14 protein-coding genes are annotated in these 16243 nt (G+C 71.6%); 12 read left to right on the top strand and 2 right to left on the bottom strand.

All coding sequences use genetic code 11. The annotated features are described in order from the left end of the window. The 8 genes from ACFPZ3_RS32555 to ACFPZ3_RS32520 form a co-directional block, all read left to right on the top strand. Positions 1-1611, top strand: a 1611-nt coding sequence (locus ACFPZ3_RS32555) for an ABC transporter substrate-binding protein (RefSeq protein WP_379518125.1), incomplete at its 5' end; no start/stop codon positions are given. After that, positions 1612-2544 carry an ABC transporter permease gene (locus ACFPZ3_RS32550; RefSeq protein ID WP_379518124.1) on the top strand — a complete coding sequence of 311 codons (933 nt, stop codon included), beginning with the start codon at positions 1612-1614 and terminating at the stop codon, positions 2542-2544. After that, positions 2544-3539 carry an ABC transporter permease gene (locus ACFPZ3_RS32545; RefSeq protein WP_379518123.1) on the top strand — a complete coding sequence of 332 codons (996 nt, stop codon included), beginning with the start codon at positions 2544-2546 and terminating at the stop codon, positions 3537-3539. Before ACFPZ3_RS32550 ends, ACFPZ3_RS32545 begins: the two co-directional genes overlap by 1 nt. After that, on the top strand, positions 3536-4348 hold the full coding sequence (locus tag ACFPZ3_RS32540; RefSeq protein ID WP_379518122.1) for an ABC transporter ATP-binding protein: 813 nt from the start codon (positions 3536-3538) through the stop codon (positions 4346-4348). The genes ACFPZ3_RS32545 and ACFPZ3_RS32540 overlap by 4 nt, the downstream gene beginning before the upstream one ends. Further along, positions 4345-5157: an ATP-binding cassette domain-containing protein gene (locus ACFPZ3_RS32535; protein ID WP_379518121.1), complete on the top strand. Its 813-nt coding sequence runs from the start codon at positions 4345-4347 to the stop codon at positions 5155-5157. Before ACFPZ3_RS32540 ends, ACFPZ3_RS32535 begins: the two co-directional genes overlap by 4 nt. Beyond that, positions 5154-6428, top strand: coding sequence for an alpha/beta fold hydrolase (locus ACFPZ3_RS32530; protein ID WP_379518120.1), 1275 nt, complete (start codon positions 5154-5156; stop codon positions 6426-6428). Before ACFPZ3_RS32535 ends, ACFPZ3_RS32530 begins: the two co-directional genes overlap by 4 nt. After that, on the top strand, positions 6421-7758 hold the full coding sequence (locus ACFPZ3_RS32525) for an aminopeptidase P family protein (RefSeq protein WP_379518119.1): 1338 nt from the start codon (positions 6421-6423) through the stop codon (positions 7756-7758). Before ACFPZ3_RS32530 ends, ACFPZ3_RS32525 begins: the two co-directional genes overlap by 8 nt. Then, on the top strand, positions 7755-8645 hold the full coding sequence (locus ACFPZ3_RS32520; protein WP_379518118.1) for a dihydrodipicolinate synthase family protein: 891 nt from the start codon (positions 7755-7757) through the stop codon (positions 8643-8645). Before ACFPZ3_RS32525 ends, ACFPZ3_RS32520 begins: the two co-directional genes overlap by 4 nt. On the opposite strand, the gene ACFPZ3_RS32515 is transcribed toward ACFPZ3_RS32520, so the two are convergent. Then, on the bottom strand, positions 8602-9459 hold the full coding sequence (locus tag ACFPZ3_RS32515; RefSeq protein WP_379518117.1) for an ACT domain-containing protein: 858 nt from the start codon (positions 9457-9459) through the stop codon (positions 8602-8604). The genes ACFPZ3_RS32520 and ACFPZ3_RS32515 overlap by 44 nt on opposite strands. A 244-nt stretch (positions 9460-9703) precedes the next feature. On the opposite strand from ACFPZ3_RS32515, the gene ACFPZ3_RS32510 reads away from it, so the two are divergent. The 4 genes from ACFPZ3_RS32510 to ACFPZ3_RS32495 are packed head-to-tail and all read left to right on the top strand — an operon-like array spanning position 9704 to position 14102. Next, entirely contained in the window at positions 9704-10786 is a 1083-nt protein-coding gene (locus ACFPZ3_RS32510) for a hypothetical protein (protein WP_379518116.1), read from the top strand. A gap of 7 nt (positions 10787-10793) precedes the next feature. Then, positions 10794-11945 carry a toxic anion resistance protein gene (locus ACFPZ3_RS32505; protein ID WP_379518115.1) on the top strand — a complete coding sequence of 384 codons (1152 nt, stop codon included), beginning with the start codon at positions 10794-10796 and terminating at the stop codon, positions 11943-11945. Further along, on the top strand, positions 11942-13495 hold the full coding sequence (locus tag ACFPZ3_RS32500) for a vWA domain-containing protein (RefSeq protein WP_379518114.1): 1554 nt from the start codon (positions 11942-11944) through the stop codon (positions 13493-13495). The genes ACFPZ3_RS32505 and ACFPZ3_RS32500 overlap by 4 nt, the downstream gene beginning before the upstream one ends. Further along, positions 13482-14102 (top strand): hypothetical protein, encoded by a 621-nt coding sequence (locus ACFPZ3_RS32495; protein ID WP_379518113.1) that lies wholly within the window; start codon positions 13482-13484, stop codon positions 14100-14102. Before ACFPZ3_RS32500 ends, ACFPZ3_RS32495 begins: the two co-directional genes overlap by 14 nt. Here the strand turns inward: ACFPZ3_RS32495 and ACFPZ3_RS32490 are convergent, their stop codons facing one another. After that, positions 14103-16157, bottom strand: a complete 2055-nt coding sequence (locus ACFPZ3_RS32490; RefSeq protein ID WP_417629168.1) for an alpha-galactosidase — start codon at positions 16155-16157, stop codon at positions 14103-14105. Positions 16158-16243 lie beyond the last annotated feature (86 nt).

Below are 16243 nucleotides of genomic sequence, written 5' to 3'. Positions count from 1 at the left end.
GCGGGACCCGCCGGCGGCGCGCCGAGCGGGCCGGCCGCGGCACCCGCGACGGGCGGCACGCTGCGCGTCCTGGCCAACGCGGACTTCTCCCACCTGGACCCGGTCCGGGGCTTCGACGGCGGCGTGAACAACTTCTACCGGCTCATCTACCGGGGACTGACGATGTTCGACGCGGCGGGGCCGAACGCCGACGGCACGAAGATCGTCGCCGACCTGGCCACCGACACGGGCAAGCCGTCCGACGGCGCCAAGACGTGGACGTACACGCTCAAGGACAACCTGTTCTTCGAGGACGGCACGCCGATCAACAGCGAGGCGGTCAAGTTCGGCATCTCGCGGGCCTTCGACCCGGAGGCGGGAATCGGCTCGCCGTACGCCAAGCTGCTGCTGGACGCGCCCAAGGACTACAAGGGCCCCTACGAGTCGGGCGATCTCGACACGATCGAGACACCGGACGCCAAGACGATCGTCTTCCACCTCAAGAAGCCCTTCGCCGACTTCCCGAGCGCGCTGGCGCTGGGCAACTTCACCCCGTTCCCCAAGGGCACCGGGGCGGCCGCGGCGTTCGACACCAAGCCGATCGCGAGCGGGCCTTACAAGGTGGCGAGCTACCAGCGCAACGCGTCGCTGAAGCTGGTGCGCAACCCGCGGTGGAAGGCCGATACCGACACCGTCCGCGCGGCCAAGCCGGACGCCTTCGAGTGGACGTTCGGCCTGGACCCGGCCACGATGGACGAGCGCATGCTGGCCGGGCAGGGCGCCGACACCGACGCGATCGCCGCGAGCCTCCAGGCCGCGGCCGTGGCGCGGGCGCAGACGCCGCAGATCAAGGCGCGCACGCTGTCCGGGCTCAACGGCTGCACGACCTACATGAGCCTGAACACCACCAAGAAGTACCTGGGCGACGTGCGCGTACGCCAGGCGATCAACTACGCGGTCAACAAGGACACCGTGGTGGCGGGTATGGGCGGGTCGACGCTGGCGGCCAAGGGCACCTCGATCCAGCCGCCCACGGTCGCGGGCCGGGTGGACTACGACCCGTACCCGTACAACGTCGAGCAGGCCAAGAAGCTGCTGGCCGAGGCCGGCCTGTCGGGCGGCTTCTCGCTGGAGCTGGACACCCGGCCGGTGCCGAAGATGTCAGCGGTCGCGGTGGCGATCCAGGAGGCGCTCAAGCAGGTGAACATCGACGTCAAGATCAACAACGTCGACACCTCCACGTTCTACGAGGTCATCGGCACGCCGGCGAAGCAGAAGGACATGGCCGTGACCGGCTGGTGCCCGGACTGGGCCTCCGGCGCGACGTTCCTGCCGCCGCTGTTCGACGGCCGCAACATCACCGCCAAGGGCAACGCGAACCTCGCGCAGATCAACGACAAGGGCATCAACGCGCGCATCGACGAGATCGCGGACATGGCGGAGGTGGAACAGGCCAACGCGGCCTACGGCGAGCTGGACAAGGAGATCATGAAGCTCGCCCCCATCGTGCCGCTGGCCTACGAGAAGCTGACCCTGCTCGTCGGCACGAACATCGCGGGCGCCTACATGTCCAACGCGTACTCCGGCGGCATCGACCTGGTCTCCGTCGGACTGGCGAAGCCGACGAAGTAGATGACCGTCGCCGCTCCTCCCCAGCAGGTGGCGGGCGTGCCCGCCACCTCGGGCCGGCGCGTGGTCAACGCGCTGCTACGCGACCGCGCCGCCGTCCTCAGCACCGCGTACCTCACGCTGATCGTGCTGATGGCGATCTGCGCGCCGCTGATCAGCGCGATCACCGGCCACGGCCCGAACGACTTCGACACCGCCGCCGTCAACACCGACCTGGGCGGGATACCGCACGGCTCGCTGGGCGGGATCAGCGCCGACCACCTGCTCGGCGTCGAACCGCAGAACGGCCGCGACATCCTGGCGCGCATCGCGTACGGGGCCCGCGTCTCGCTGCTCATCGCGCTCGCGGCCACCGCGCTCACCACGCTGCTCGGCGTGGTGCTGGGCATGCTCGCCGGGTTCTACCAGGGCTGGGCGGACCAGGTGATCAGCCGGGTCATGGACTTCCTGATGGCCTTCCCCGCGCTCATCTTCATGATCGCGATCCTGTCGGCGCTGCCCCAGGGGAACCGGCCGGTGCTGCTGGTCGTGGTGATCAGCGTGTTCGGCTGGCCGTACCTGGCGCGTGTGGTGCGCGGGCAGACGATGACGCTGGTCAACCGGGAGTTCGTGGAGGCCGCGCGGGCCTCCGGCGCCTCCACGGGGGCGCTGGTGTTCAAGGAGATCCTGCCGAACCTGCGCAGCTCCCTGATCGTGATGACCACGCTGGCCGTCCCCGGCTACGTGGGCACCGAGGCGGGCCTGTCGTTCCTGGGCGTCGGTGTGGCCCCGCCCACGCCGTCGTGGGGTCAGATGATCTCCAGTTCGGTCGGCTGGTACGCCGTCGATCCGATGTACTTCGCGATCCCCGGACTGTTCCTGTTCCTCACGGTGCTCTCGCTCACCGTGCTCGGCGACCGGTTGCGGGCCGCCTTCGACGCGGGGGAGGCGTCCTGATGGCGCGTTACGTGGCCGGACGGCTCGCCGGAGTGGTGCTGATCCTCTTCCTGGTGTGCCTGTTCACCTTCATGCTGTTCTACACGCTGCAGCCGGACCCGGCGGTCATGATCTGCGGGAAGACGTGCACGGCCGAGCGCATCGACCAGATCCGCGAGGTGCTGGGCCTGAACCAGCCGTTCCTGACGCAGTTCTTCGGCTTCCTCGGCGGCATCTTCGCCGGGCGCGACTACGGCCACGGCGCGAACCTGATCCACTGCTCCGCGCCGTGCCTGGGCTACAGCTTCCAGACCAACCAGTCCGTGATGGAGATGGTGGTCGAGCGGCTGCCGGTCAGCGCCACGGTGGCGATCGGGGCGGCGGTGTTGTGGTTGTTCCTCGGGATCCTCGCCGGCCTGCTCAGCGCGGTGAAGGAGGGCACCTGGTGGGACCGTACCGCGATGGGGCTGGCTCTGGGCGGCTCCAGCATCCCCAACTACGTGCTGGCGCTGGCGCTGCAGTACGTGCTGGTGGTGCAGTTGCAGGTGCTGCCGTTCCCGCAGGCCGTGGCCTTCGGTGACGACCCGGTGGTGTGGTTCCAGTCGTACCTGATGCCGTGGATCGTGCTGGCCACCGGCTACGCGTGCCTGTACGCCCGGCTCACCCGCGCCAACGTGATCGACACCCTGGCGGAGAACTTCATGCGCACGGCCAGGTCCAAGGGCCTGAGCCCGGCGCTGACCATGCGCAGGCACGCGCTGCGGCCGGCGCTGACGCCGATCGCGACGATCTTCGGCATGGACTTCGCGGCGCTGCTGGGCGGCGCGCTGATCACCGAGACCGTGTTCGGCCTGAACGGGGTCGGCAAGATGGCCGCCGACTCCATCGCCAAGAACGACCAGCCCGTGATCATGGCGGTCACGCTGCTGGCGGCGTTCTTCGTGGTGGTGGGGAACGTGGTGGTGGACCTCGTCTACACGACGCTGGACCCGAGAGTGAGGATCACGGCCAAATGAGCGAGTTGCTTGTCGTGCAGGACCTCACCGTCACCTTCCCGACCGCGCGCGGCCCGGTGGACGTGGTCAAGGACGTCTCCTTCACCGTCGGCCGGGACGAGACCGTCGGGATCGTCGGCGAGTCGGGGTCGGGCAAGTCGATGACCAGCCTGGCGATCATGGGATTGCTGCCCAAGGGCGCCAGGACCAGCGGCAGCGTCCGGCTGGACGGCACCGAACTGCTCGGCCGACCCGACCGGGAGCTGCGGCGGCTGCGGGGCGACCAGATGTCGATGATCTTCCAGGACCCGCTGTCGTCGCTGAACCCGTACTACACGGTGGGGCTGCAGATCGAGGAGATGTACCGCGCGCACCGCGACCGCTCCCGCAGGGCGGCGCGCAAGGTCGCGATCGAGGCCCTCCACCAGGTGGGCCTGCCGGAGCCGGAGCGGCGCGTCGACTACTACCCGCACCAGTTCTCCGGCGGGCAGCGGCAGCGCATCATGATCGCCATGGCGCTGGTGTGCGAGCCCAAGCTGCTCATCGCCGACGAGCCGACCACGGCGCTGGACGTGACCGTGCAGGCGCAGATCCTGCGCCTGCTGGCCGACCTGCGGGTGGCGAGCGGCACCGGCATGGTGTTCATCACGCACGACCTGGCCGTGATCAGCTCGATCGCCACGCGCGTGCTGGTGATGCGGCAGGGCGAGCAGGTCGAGTACGGCACCGCCGAGCAGATCTTCGCCGAGCCCGGCCACGACTACACCCGGATGTTGCTGGAGAGCATCCCGCGCATCGACGACTCGGTGGAAGGCGAGGTGACGGCATGACTCTGCTGCGGGCCGAGAACCTGACCAAGCGGTTCGTCTCACGCGGGCCGCTGGGCGCCAAGGCCGAGTTCACGGCGGTCGATCAGGTGAGCTTCGAGGTGCGGCTGGGCGAGACGCTGGCCGTGGTCGGCGAGTCCGGCAGCGGCAAGTCCACCACCGCCCGCATGATCGCCAAGCTGATGGACCCGACCGAGGGCACCGTCGAGTTCGAGGGCGAGGACGTCACCCATGCCAAGGGTGCCGCGCTGGCCCGCTTCAGGAGCAATGTCCAGGTCGTCTTCCAGGACCCGTTCTCCTCGCTCAACCCCCGCCACACGGTCGAGCGCATCCTCATGGCGCCGCTGGTCTACCAGGGCATCGCGCCCAACGGCAGCCGCCGGGCGCACGCCAAGGAGCTGATGGAGCGGGTCGGGCTGAACCCCGACCACTCGCTGCGCTACCCCTCGCAGTTCTCCGGCGGGCAGGCACAGCGCATCGGGATCGCCCGCGCGCTGGCCGTCAACCCGAAGCTGGTGATCTGCGACGAGGCCGTCTCGGCGCTGGACGTGTCGGTGCAGGCGCAGGTGATCGAGCTGCTGCGGCGCCTGCAGCGCGAGAGCGGCTTCAGCTACGTCTTCATCGCCCACGACCTGGCCGTGGTACGGCAGATCGCGCAGCGGGTCGCGGTCATGAGCAAGGGGCGGATCGTCGAGCTCGGCCCGGCCGGGCAGGTGTTCGGCGAGCCGCGCGACGAGTACACGCGCACGCTGCTGGCGGCCATCCCGCGGATCAACCCGGAGTGGGATCGCCGCAGGAGGGAGAGGTCTTGATCACCGCCACATACACGATTCCCGGGATGCGGGTCCGCGATCACGTCGAGCGGGTGCCGCTGGACTGGTCCGACCCGGAAGCGACGATCACGGTGTTCGCCCGCGAGCTCGTCGATCCGGCGCGCGACGGCGAGGACCTGCCGTGCCTGCTCTACCTGCAGGGCGGGCCCGGCGGCAAGGGGCCCCGGCCGGTGGGCACGTCGGGCTGGCTGGGGCGGGCGCTGGAGACGTACCGGGTGATCCTGCTCGACCAGCGGGGCACGGGCCGCAGCTCGCGCGTCGACGGCCGGGTGATGGGCGCGTTCGGGGCGGAGGAGGGCGCCGGCTACCTGGCGCGTTTCCGCGCGGACTCGATCGTGGCCGACGCCGAGCACCTGCGCAGGACGGTGTTCGGGGGGCGGCGCTGGTCGACGCTGGGGCAGAGCTACGGCGGGTTCCTGACGCTGACGTACCTGTCGCAGGCGCCAGAAGGGCTGAGCGCCTGTTACGTGGCGGGCGGCCTGCCGTCGCTGGACCCGGACGCCGCGGAGGTCTACCGGCGCACGTATCCGCGGGTGGCGGCCAAGAACGCCGAGTTCTACCGCCGCTACCCGCACCACGCGGAGACGACGGCGCGGCTGGCCGACCGGCTGGCCGAGGGCGGCGTGCTGCTGCCCGACGGCGACCCGCTCACCGTACGGCGGCTGCAGTCGCTCGGCATCGACTTCGGCATGAAGCCCGGCTACGAGCGCATGCACTGGCTGCTCGACGAATCCGACGGCTTGCCGGAGACGTTCCTGCACCAGGTGCTGACCCGCTCCTCCTACGCCGACAACCCGCTGTTCGCCGCGCTCCAGGAGAGCATCTACGGCTCGGGTCCCGGCGCGACCGCGTGGGCGGCAGAACGGGAGCGCGCCCTGCACCCCGCCTTCGCCGAGGACGCCAGGCCGCTGCTGTTCACCGGCGAGATGATGTACCCCTGGATGTTCGAGGAGATCAGGGCGCTGCGCCCCTTCCGCGGCGCCGTCGGCCTGCTCGCCGAGCGGGACGCCTGGCCGCCGCTCTACGACCTCGACCGGCTGGCCGCCAACGACGTGCCGATGGCCGCCGCCGTCTACTTCGACGACATGTACGTCGACTCGGGCCTGCAGCTGGACACCGCCGCCAAGGTCGGCAACACCCAGGCCTGGGTCACCAACGAGTACGAGCACGACGGCATCGGCGAGGACCGCGTCTTCGCCCGCCTGACCCAGCTCATCCATGACATAGGAGGAGGAATCACCGGTGAGTGACGGCAAGTTGCCCAGGCTGTCGGAGATCCCCGCGTTCACCGAGTACATCGCCCAGGGCTGGGACTCCCCCGCCCGCACCCCCGGCCTGGTCCCCGGCGCCGCCGAGGCCGCCGCCGCCCACCGCGCCAGGCTCGCCGAGGCGCTGCCCGGCGCGACCGTGGTGGTGTCCGCCGGCCGCGCCCCGACCCGCTCCAACGACACCGCCTACGACTTCCGCGTGGACAGCGACTTCTACTGGCTGACCGGCTGCGCGACGGAGAACGCGGTGGCCGTCGTCCGCGACGGCGACGCCACCCTGTACCTGCCGCCGCCCGCCCGCCCCGGCGACACCGGCTTCTACGCCGACGCCGCCTACGGCGAACTGTGGGTCGGCCCGTCGCCGTCGCTCGCCGAGTGGTCGGCCGCCCTCGGCGTCGACGTCCTGCCGCTCCCCGGCTACGCGGGCCCGCCCGACGGCGCCCTGCCCGCCGAGTCGCCGGAGACGCGGCAGGTGTTGTCCGAGCTGCGCATGATCAAGGACGAGTGGGAGATCGCCCAGCTCCGCGAGGCCGTGGACCGCACGGTCGAGGGCTTCGCCGCCGTGCTCGCCGAACTCCCCGCCGCGATCGCGGGCGGGGGCGAGCGCTGGCTCCAGGGCACCTTCGACCGGTACGCCCGCACGCACGGCAACGGCCCCGGCTACGCCTCCATCGTCGGCAGCGGCCCGCACGCCCCCACCCTGCACTGGGTACGCTGCGACGGCCCCGTCCTGCCGGACGAACTGCTGCTGCTCGACATGGGCGTCGAGACCCGCGGCCACTACACCGCCGACGTCACCCGCACCTTCCCCGCCTCCGGCGCCTTCTCCCCCGCCCAGCGGCAGGTCCACGACCTGGTGGAACGCGCGCATCGGGCGGGGCTGGCCGAGGTGCGGCCGGGCCGCCCGTTCACCGCCTTCCACCACGCGGCCATGGAGGTCATCGCGCGCGGCCTGCACGACTGGGGCCTGCTGCCGGTGTCGGTTGACGAAGCCCTGTCGGAGACCGGCCAGCACCACCGCCGCTACCTGATCTGCGGCATCGGCCACCACCTCGGCCTGGACGTGCACGACTGCGCGCAGTCCCGCCACGAGGCCTACCAGGGCGCCCGCATGGCGCCCGGCATGGTGCTGACCGTCGAGCCCGGCCTGTACTTCCACGCCCACGACCGCACGGTGCCACCGGAGCTGCGCGGGATCGGCGCACGCATCGAGGACGACCTGCTCGTGACGCGGGACGGCGCGGAGATCCTGTCCGCCGCGCTGCCCATCGACGCCACGGGCCTGGAGAACTGGACCAAGGAGAGAGCATGACCGCCCCCGTATGGCACGGCGTGCACGTCGCGACCGCCCTGCCCTTCAACGACGACCTGTCGGTGGACTACGACGGCTACGCCGAGCACGTACGGTTCCTGGCCGAGGGCGGCTGCGACGGCGTGTGCCCCAACGGCTCGCTCGGCGAGTACCAGACGCTCACCCACGAGGAACGCGCCCGCGTGGTGCGCACCGCGGTCGAGGCCGCCCCGGCCGGCTTCCACGTCATGCCGGGTGTCGCCGCGTACGGCGCCGCCGAGTCCCGCCGCTGGGCCGAGCAGGCCGCCGAGGCGGGCGCCTCCTCGGTGCTGCTCCTGCCCCCGAACACCTACCGCGCCGACCGCCGGGCCGTGGTCGGCCACTACCGCGAGGTCGCCAAGGCCGGGCTGCCCGTCGTGGCCTACAACAACCCGATCGACACGAAGGTGGACCTGACCCCCGCGCTGCTGGCCGAGCTGCACCAGGAGGGGCTGATCGTCGGGGTGAAGGAGTTCAGCGGGGACGTGCGCAGGGCGTACGAGATCGCCGAGCAGGCGCCCGGCCTCGACCTGCTGATCGGCTCGGACGACGTCCTGCTGGAGCTGGCCATCGCCGGCGCGGTCGGCTGGATCGCCGGTTACCCGAACATGATCCCCCGCTCCACGGTCGAGCTCTACCGCCTGGCCGTCGCCGGGGACGTCGCCAAGGCCCTGCCTCTCTACCGCGACCTGCACCCCCTGCTGCGCTGGGACTCCAAGACGGAGTTCGTCCAGTCCATCAAGCTGTCCATGGACCTGGCCGGCCGCAAGGGCGGCGCCTGCCGCCCGCCGCGCACCGCCCTCGCGCCCGAGCCGGCGGCCAGGATCACCCGGGAGACCCAGGAGGTCCTGTCCAAGGGCTACCGCTAGCGCTGTAACGGGCGTGGGTGGCGGCGGCCGTCAGGGCCGCCGCCCTGGCCGCCTCCGTGGGCGTGAACGGCAGCTCGGGCCGGCGGGCGAGCAGCGCCCGATCGGGGTTCACCGAGATCACCATGGTGGTGTTGAGCCCGGCCCCCTCCTCCACGGTGTCGCCGGGCCGCCGCCACTCCACCCGGGCGACCCGCAGCAGCTCGGCCATCGCCTCCGGGAGCCGGTCGGGATCGGCGGCGACCCGCTGCGCCAGCACCAGCGCCTGCACCCCGGGGTCGGTCAGGTCCTTCACCTGGGCCGGCACGATCACCACGTCCTGCCCGCCCGCCTCGGCCAGCGCCCCGGCCAGCACGTCGAGCGCCAGGTCGCGCGGCGCCTCGATGACGAACTCGTCGAGCGCGTCGCACCCGGCCGGGGTGATGGCGCTGCTCCCGGTCGGGGCGATGTGCAGGGCCAGGATGTTGCACCCCAGCCGCCCGAACGCCCCCGCCACGGTGGCCAGCCTCCCCGGCCGCTCCACCACCCGCATGCGGATGCGCCACAACGCCATGGGCCGCCCGGCGCCGTCCTCCACGGGCAGCGCCGGCGTGCCCCGCCTGGGACGGCGGCCGAGCCGTTTGTGGACCATGGCTCCGACGATCAACGCCACGCCCAGCCCGACCAGGATGACGGGACCCGGATCCTCGTGGCCGAGCAGGGTCGCGAGCAGGTGCGCCAGGCCGACCGCGAGAAACAGGGCGGCCAGCTCGACGAGCTCCCGCCCCCAGGATCGGGCCTCGGCACGTGGACGAACTACCTTCGGTGCATCGCTCATGACGCCCAGTCTGCTGTCCCGTTGTTACATGATCACGAGCGGCACGATTGCGGCGGCATTAAACCGCCTTCACCACCTGGCCCAAACCTTCCCCCGCATTACCGGCCCTTGTCCGCGGCCCGGACGCCGCTCTTCGTGAACGGGGGATGAATTCTGACATACGGTCAGCTTTCCAGCGGCGCGAACCCCGCGACCGCCCTTCCATAATCCCAGTCATGGGGGTTATCTCAGGAAACGGGGTTCGATGAAACGGTGGATCGGCGTCATTCTGGCCGCGGTTCTGGCCGGGGTGGCGGTGGTCGCGATCGCGATCGGGAACCAGGGGGACGACGCGCCCCAGGCGGCACTCGTGCGGGGCGTCATCGGATCGGAGAAGAAGCCGTTCTTCGACGACCCGCGGGTCAGGGCGGCCTTCGCCAAGCACGGCCTGCGCGTCGAAGTGGACACCGCCGGGTCCCGGCAGATCGTGACGGATGTGGACCTGGGCCGCTACGCCTTCGCCTTCCCCTCCAGCGTTCCGGCCGCCGAGCGGATCAAGCGCGACCGCGGGGCGACGACCACGTACTCGCCGTTCTACTCGCCGATGGCGGTGGCCACGTTCGAGCCGATCGCGGCGCTGCTGACGAAGGCCGGGGTGCTCACCGATTCCGGCAAAGGCCATCAAATTCTCGACATTAAGAAATATCTGGATTTAGTCGCTAAAGGCACTCGATGGGACGAAATTCCGGGAAATGAGGCTTACCGGGCGCGGAAGCGGGTGCTGCTCACCACGACCGACATCCGTACCTCCAACTCCGCCGCCATGTACCTGGCCGCCATCGGCTACGTCGCCAACGGCGAGGACGTGATCAGCTCCGACGCGCAGATCGCGAAGATCGCCCCCGTCGTCGCGCCGGCCGTGCTCGACCAGGGCTTCTCCGAGTCGACCAGCGAGGCCTCCTTCGACGACTACCTCGCACTGGGCGCCGGCAAGACGCCGATGCTGGTCGTGTACGAGGCCCAGTACCTCGCGCACGTCTTCGCCGGCGACGGCGCGATCAAGCCCGACATGCGGCTGGTCTACCCCTCGCCGACCGTGCTCAGCAAGCACACGCTCGTCCCCCTGGCCGGCAACGGCGCCAAGGTCGGCGAGCTGCTCACCAAGGACCCCGAGCTGCAGTCCCTGGCCGCCCAGTACGGCTTCCGCACCACCGACCCGAAGGCGTTCACCGACCTGGTCGCCAAGACGACGGCGCCGGCCGCGTCCGGCCTGGTCGACGTCGTCGAGCCGCCCACGTGGGAACGGCTGGACCGCCTCATCACCACCGTCGACAAGGCCAGGCCCTAGCAAGGAGATGCCGCACGTGTCCGATCTGGTGCTCACGCCGCCCGCGCCGGTCACCCCGGTGCCGGCCGAGACGGCGGCCACCATGCTGCCGCTGGCCGCCGAACGCGCCGCCGAGCTGACCGCAAAGGCCAGGGAGTTCGCCGGGGAGCTGGGCGGGTTCGACCCGCGCTCGCCGGAGTTCTCCCGCAAGGTGCACGACATCTCCTCGATGGGCGACACCGAGATCAGATCCGCCTCCCAGGTGGCCAACCGCATGCTCAAACGGCCCGTCGCGGCCCTCGACGCTGCCAGGGGCGAGGGCGCCGACGCGCAGGCCAAGGTGGCGGGCGGGCTGGTGGCGCTGCGCCGTACCGTCGTGGACCTAGACCCGAAGCAGGCGGCGAACGGGCCGCGCAGGCTGCTCGGCCTCATCCCGTTCGGCGACCGGCTGCGCGACTACTTCGCCAAGTTCCACTCCGCGCAGCAGCACCTCGACGACATCATCCGCGCGCTCAAGTCCGGCCAGGACGAGCTGCTGCGCGACAACGCCGCCATCGAGGGCGAGAAGGCGAACCTGTGGGAGTCCATGACGCGGCTGCAGGAGTACGCGGTCATGGCCCAGGCGATGGACGCTGCCCTGGAGGAGCAGATCACGCTCGCCGACGAGCAGCGCGCCACGGCGCTGCGCTCCGACGCGCTGTTCGCCGTCCGCCAGAAGCACCAGGACCTGCTCACCCAGCTCGCCGTCTCCGCGCAGGGCTATCTGGCCCTCGACCTGGTACGCAAGAACAACCTGGAGCTCAGCAAGGGCGTGGACCGCGCCACCACGACGACGGTCGCGGCCCTGCGCACGGCGGTCACGGTCGCCCAGGCCCTGGCGAACCAGAAGCTGGTACTCGACCAGATCACCGCCCTGAACGCGACCACCAGCGACCTGATCCTGGCCACCAGCGAGATGCTCCGCACGCAGGCGGGCGCGATCCAGAACCAGGCGGCCTCGGCCACCGTGGACCTGGACACGCTGCGCCAGGCCTTCGACAACGTCTACGCCACCATGGACCTGATCGACGCCTTCCGCGCCAAGGCCGTGGACAACATGGCGGTCACGGTGGACAGCCTGTCGTCGGAGCTGGAGCACGCCAGGACCTACCTGGAGCGCGCCCAGGAGAGCGGCCGATGAGAAGGGCGACCCTGCTCCTCCCCGCCCTCCTCCTGGCCGCCGCCTGCGCCTCCGGGACCGACTCCGGCTCCGGCAATGCCCCCGACGTTCTGCGCGTCCTGGCCGGCAGCGAGATCAAGGACCTCGAACCCCTCCTCAAGCGAGCCGAGGCGGAGGCCGGCGTCCGGGTGAAGCTCACCTACACCGGCACGCTCGACGGCGCCGAGCAGGTCGCGAGCGGCCGCGCGGACGACCGCCTGGACGCCACCTGGTTCTCCTCCAACCGCTACCTGTCCCTGATCGACGGCGCCCAGGCCAAGCTGTCCACCCAGACCAAGATCATGGTCTCCCCGGTGGTGCTGGGCCTGAAGCCCGCCAAGGCGAGCGAGCTCGGCTGGGACGCCAAACCCGTCTCATGGACCGACATCGCGCGGGCGGCCAGGCAGGGCAGGTTCAGCTTCGGCATGACCAACCCCGCCTCCTCCAACTCGGGCTTCTCCGCCCTGGTCGGCGTGGCCGCGGCGCTGTCGGACGCGGACGGCGCGCTCAGCGCCGAGCAGGTCACCGCGGTGACGCCCCGGCTGAAGGAGTTCTTCTCCGCGCAGCGGCTGACGGCCGGCTCGTCGGGCTGGCTGGCCGCCGCCTACGCCCGCGACCCGCGCGTGGACGGCATGGTGAACTACGAGTCGGTGCTCCTGGGCGCGCGCGAGCCGCTCACGCTCATCTACCCGGGCGACGGCGTGGTCAGCGCCGACTACCCGCTCACGCTGCTGGCCTCCGCCCCGGAGGACAAGAAGGCCCTGTACGGCAAGCTCACCGCCTGGCTGCGCACCCCGGCCGTGCAGAAGGAGATCATGACCGGCACCCACCGGCGCCCGATCGTGAACGGGGTGCCGCTGGACCCGCGCTTCGGCTCGGCCCAGCTCATCGAGCTGCCCTTCCCCAACCGGCGCAGCACCGCCGACGAGCTGATCGCCACCTACCTCAACCAGGTACGCGTCCCGGCCGAGGCCAGATTCGTGCTGGACACGTCCGGCTCGATGAAGGGCGACAGGATCGCCGCGCTGCGGCAGGCGCTGGTGGCGCTGACCGGCGCCGACACCTCCGCCTCCGGCACCTTCTCCCGCTTCCGCAACCGCGAGGCCGTGACGATGATCCCGTTCAACGGCGTCACGGGACAGGCGGTGCCGTTCACCGTCCCCGAACGCGACCCCGCCCCTGTCCTCGCCGACATCAAACAGTTCGCCGAAGGCCTGAACGCGGCGGGCGGCACCGCCATCTATGACAGTCTCAAGGCGGCCTACGACCGCCCGGTCACGGCCGGCCACTACACCTCGATCGTGCTCATGACCGACGGCGAGAACACCGACGGCGCCGGCTACGCCGCCTTCGAGGCGCACTACCGCTCGCTGCCGGAGGAGCAGCGCCGCGCGCCGACGTTCGTGGTGCTGTTCGGGGAGAGCGACGTCGAGGAGATGCGGCAGGTGGCGGAGCTGACCGGCGGAGCCGTGTTCGACGCCCGCAAGACGTCGCTGACCAGCGCGTTCAAGGAGATCCGTGGCTACCAGTGAGCGGATCCTGCGCTACCTGGGCTCCACCAGGAACATCGCCGGCTCCTGCCTGGCGCTGCTCGGCCTGGTGGGCCACTTCCTCGGCCTGACGGGCGCGTTCTGGCCGGTCGTCGTGATCGCCCTGTACGGGGTCGGCGCGCTGCTCGCCCCGCCCGACCGGGTACGCCTGACGATCTCGCACGCCGAGGTGGAGACGCGGGCCCTGCGCGCCGACCTGGACGGGCTGCTGCGGCGCATCGACCGGCGCTTCCCCGAGGACGTGCACGCCGCCGTGCACGGCCTGGCCGAGGTCCTCGGCGGCGTGCTGGCCAGGGCCGAGCAGCTCACCGCCTCCCCCGACCAGCTCCACGTGGTCTCGCAGACCATCCGCCGCTACCTGCCCGCCAGCCTGGAGGCCTACGCCAACCTGCCCCGCCGCTACGCCCTCACCCGGCCGGCCGGGCGCGAGCGCAGCGCGCACGAGGAACTCCTGCAGCAGCTCGCGCTGCTCGACGCCCAGATGGGCAAGGTCGCCGAGGCGATCCACCGGGGCGACGAGCAGGCGCTGCGCGACCAGGGCCGGTTCCTGCGCGACCGGTTCGGCGGCTCGGAACTGGACCTGCCCTAGCTAGACCCTCTCCACCTCGATGAGCAGCGCGGTCGCGGGCCGCAGCACCGGGGCGGGCAGCCCCAGCTCACCCAGCACGGACCCGGGCAGCCGCACCGGCGCCGCGGCCCACTCCGGCATCCCCGACCTCTCGGGCGCCGGCCCCGCCACGCGCACCTCGTAGAGGGCGGCCGGGTCGAGCCCGGGCAGCCGCAGCGGCGCGGGGGCGATGTCGACCCGCGAGGTGAGCTGCGCGAAGGCGTACACCGCCCGCTCCGGCAGCACCACCCCGTGCAGCGACGCCGACGGATCCGGATGATCCGCACGAACCACCCGCCCGGCGTGCAGCACCGGACGCAGCCGCTTGTGCAGCGCGATCCAGGTGCCCAGCTCCTCCAGCTCCTCCTGACCGGCCGAGGTCAGGTCCCACTCCACGCCCATGTGCCCGAACAGCGCGGTGGCGGCGCGGAAGGCCAGCGGCAGCGACCGCCCGGTGACGTGGTCGCGCGGCGCCCCGACGTGGCTGCCCAGCCGCTCCGGCGGCACGAGCAGCCCCGTCCAGCGCTGGATGGCCTGCCGGTCGAGGGCGTCGTTGCTGTCGGAGGTCCACACCCGGTCGGTGCGGGCCAGGATGCCGTAGTCGATGCGCGCGCCGCCGGACGAGCACGACTCGATCTCCAGGGCGGGATGGCGGCGGCGCAGCTCGTCCAGCAGCCGGTAGACGGCCACGGTCTGCGCGTGCACGCCCGGCACGCCGCCGTGCACGGGCTCGGCGATGTCGCGGTTGTGGTCCCACTTGATGTAGTCCAGCGCGTACTCGCCGACCAGGGTGTCCAGGCGTTCCAGCAGGTACGCGTACGCCTCGGGCCTGGCCAGGTCGAGCACCTGCTGGTGGCGCTGCGGCGGCGGCATGCGCTCGGCCCGGCCCAGGATCCAGTCGGGATGCTCGCGGGCCAGGTCGGAGTCGGGATTGACCATCTCGGGCTCGAACCAGAGGCCGAACTGCATGCCCAGCTTGCGTACCCGGTCGGCCAGCGGGTGCAGGCCGTCCGGCCAGACGCCCTCGTCCACGTACCAGTCGCCCAGCCCGGCCCGGTCGTGGCGGCGGTGCCGGAACCAGCCGTCGTCCAGCACGAACCGCTCGATCCCCGCCGCGGCGGCCTTGTCGGCCAGCTCCAGCAGCCGGTCGAGGCCGTGGTCGAAGTAGGTGGCCTCCCAGTTGTTCAGGGTGACCGGCCGGACCGGCAGCGAACGGGCCCGCAGATGGCCGTGCAGCCGGGCGCTCGCGTCGTCGAGCCCGCCGCCCGACCACGTGAAGTACACCCACGGCGTACGGTAGCTCTCCCCCTCGCCCAGCACGACCTCACCGGGTTCGAGCAGCTCGCCCGCGGCCAGCAGCGACACACCCTCGGCGATCCGCTCGGCGTAGTGCACGTGGCCGCCGCTCCAGCCCGCGTGCACCGCCCACACCTCGCCGGTACGGAACCCGAACCCCTCGGTCCCCGCCACCAGCAGCCCGGTGCCGTCGTGCCCGGTGCGGCCCCGCCGGTTCTCCCTGGACCACACCCCGTGCCCGAACGCCCTGCGCTGCGGCACCTTCTCCAGCGCCCACCGGCCGGTGAAGTCCAGCAACTCACCGGCCCGCGCGGGCACCGGCAGCGCGCACACCAAACCCTCCACCCGGTACGGGGAGGCGGCGGCGTTCCGCACCTGGTGCCGCATCCGCACCAGGCCGCCGCCGTCCATGACCAGCTCACTCACCAGCTCCAGGCCCGCCCTGGCGTCGGAGGCCGTGACGGTCACCGTGCCGCCGGAGCCGGGCTCGGCGGCCACATCGCATCGCTCAAGGGTCCACCGGACCGGCCACTGCTCCCCGTCCCTGACACCCGACAGGCCGGGACGCCCGTACCAGGAGTCCCCCTGGGCGGGCAGCAGCGGTGGAGCGGGAGAGGCCAGCGCGGGCAGCAGGCCGGGCCCGGCGACGGGCCCGAGCCCGGCGCCGAAGTGCCGCACCCGCGGCAGCCCCGGTCCGGAGTCGTCGAGCACGAGCGCGGCGCCCGCCGCTGAGAGGATCACGGGAGACAAGTCGGGCTCCTATCTGGGGGCAGGCCCGGACACGCGGCCCGGCGCCTGTCGCGGTATCAGCGCTATGACGCTACCGT

The organism is Nonomuraea insulae, from assembly GCF_042656245.1.
Note: the sequence above shows the minus strand (reverse complement) of the source record. Positions and strands in the feature narration are given on the sequence as shown.

Excerpts from the sequence above, each read along its gene's own strand:
- ACFPZ3_RS32500 (WP_379518114.1), top strand. The coding sequence starts at position 11,942 with ATGAGAAGGGCGACCCTGCTCCTCCCCGCCCTCCTCCTGGCCGCCGCC.
- ACFPZ3_RS32545 (WP_379518123.1), top strand. The coding sequence starts at position 2,544 with ATGGCGCGTTACGTGGCCGGACGGCTCGCCGGAGTGGTGCTGATCCTC.
- ACFPZ3_RS32510 (WP_379518116.1), top strand. The coding sequence starts at position 9,704 with ATGAAACGGTGGATCGGCGTCATTCTGGCCGCGGTTCTGGCCGGGGTG.
- ACFPZ3_RS32505 (WP_379518115.1), top strand. The coding sequence starts at position 10,794 with ATGCCGCACGTGTCCGATCTGGTGCTCACGCCGCCCGCGCCGGTCACC.
- ACFPZ3_RS32515 (WP_379518117.1), bottom strand. The coding sequence starts at position 9,459 with ATGAGCGATGCACCGAAGGTAGTTCGTCCACGTGCCGAGGCCCGATCC.
- ACFPZ3_RS32535 (WP_379518121.1), top strand. The coding sequence starts at position 4,345 with ATGACTCTGCTGCGGGCCGAGAACCTGACCAAGCGGTTCGTCTCACGC.
- ACFPZ3_RS32520 (WP_379518118.1), top strand. The coding sequence starts at position 7,755 with ATGACCGCCCCCGTATGGCACGGCGTGCACGTCGCGACCGCCCTGCCC.
- ACFPZ3_RS32540 (WP_379518122.1), top strand. The coding sequence starts at position 3,536 with ATGAGCGAGTTGCTTGTCGTGCAGGACCTCACCGTCACCTTCCCGACC.
- ACFPZ3_RS32550 (WP_379518124.1), top strand. The coding sequence starts at position 1,612 with ATGACCGTCGCCGCTCCTCCCCAGCAGGTGGCGGGCGTGCCCGCCACC.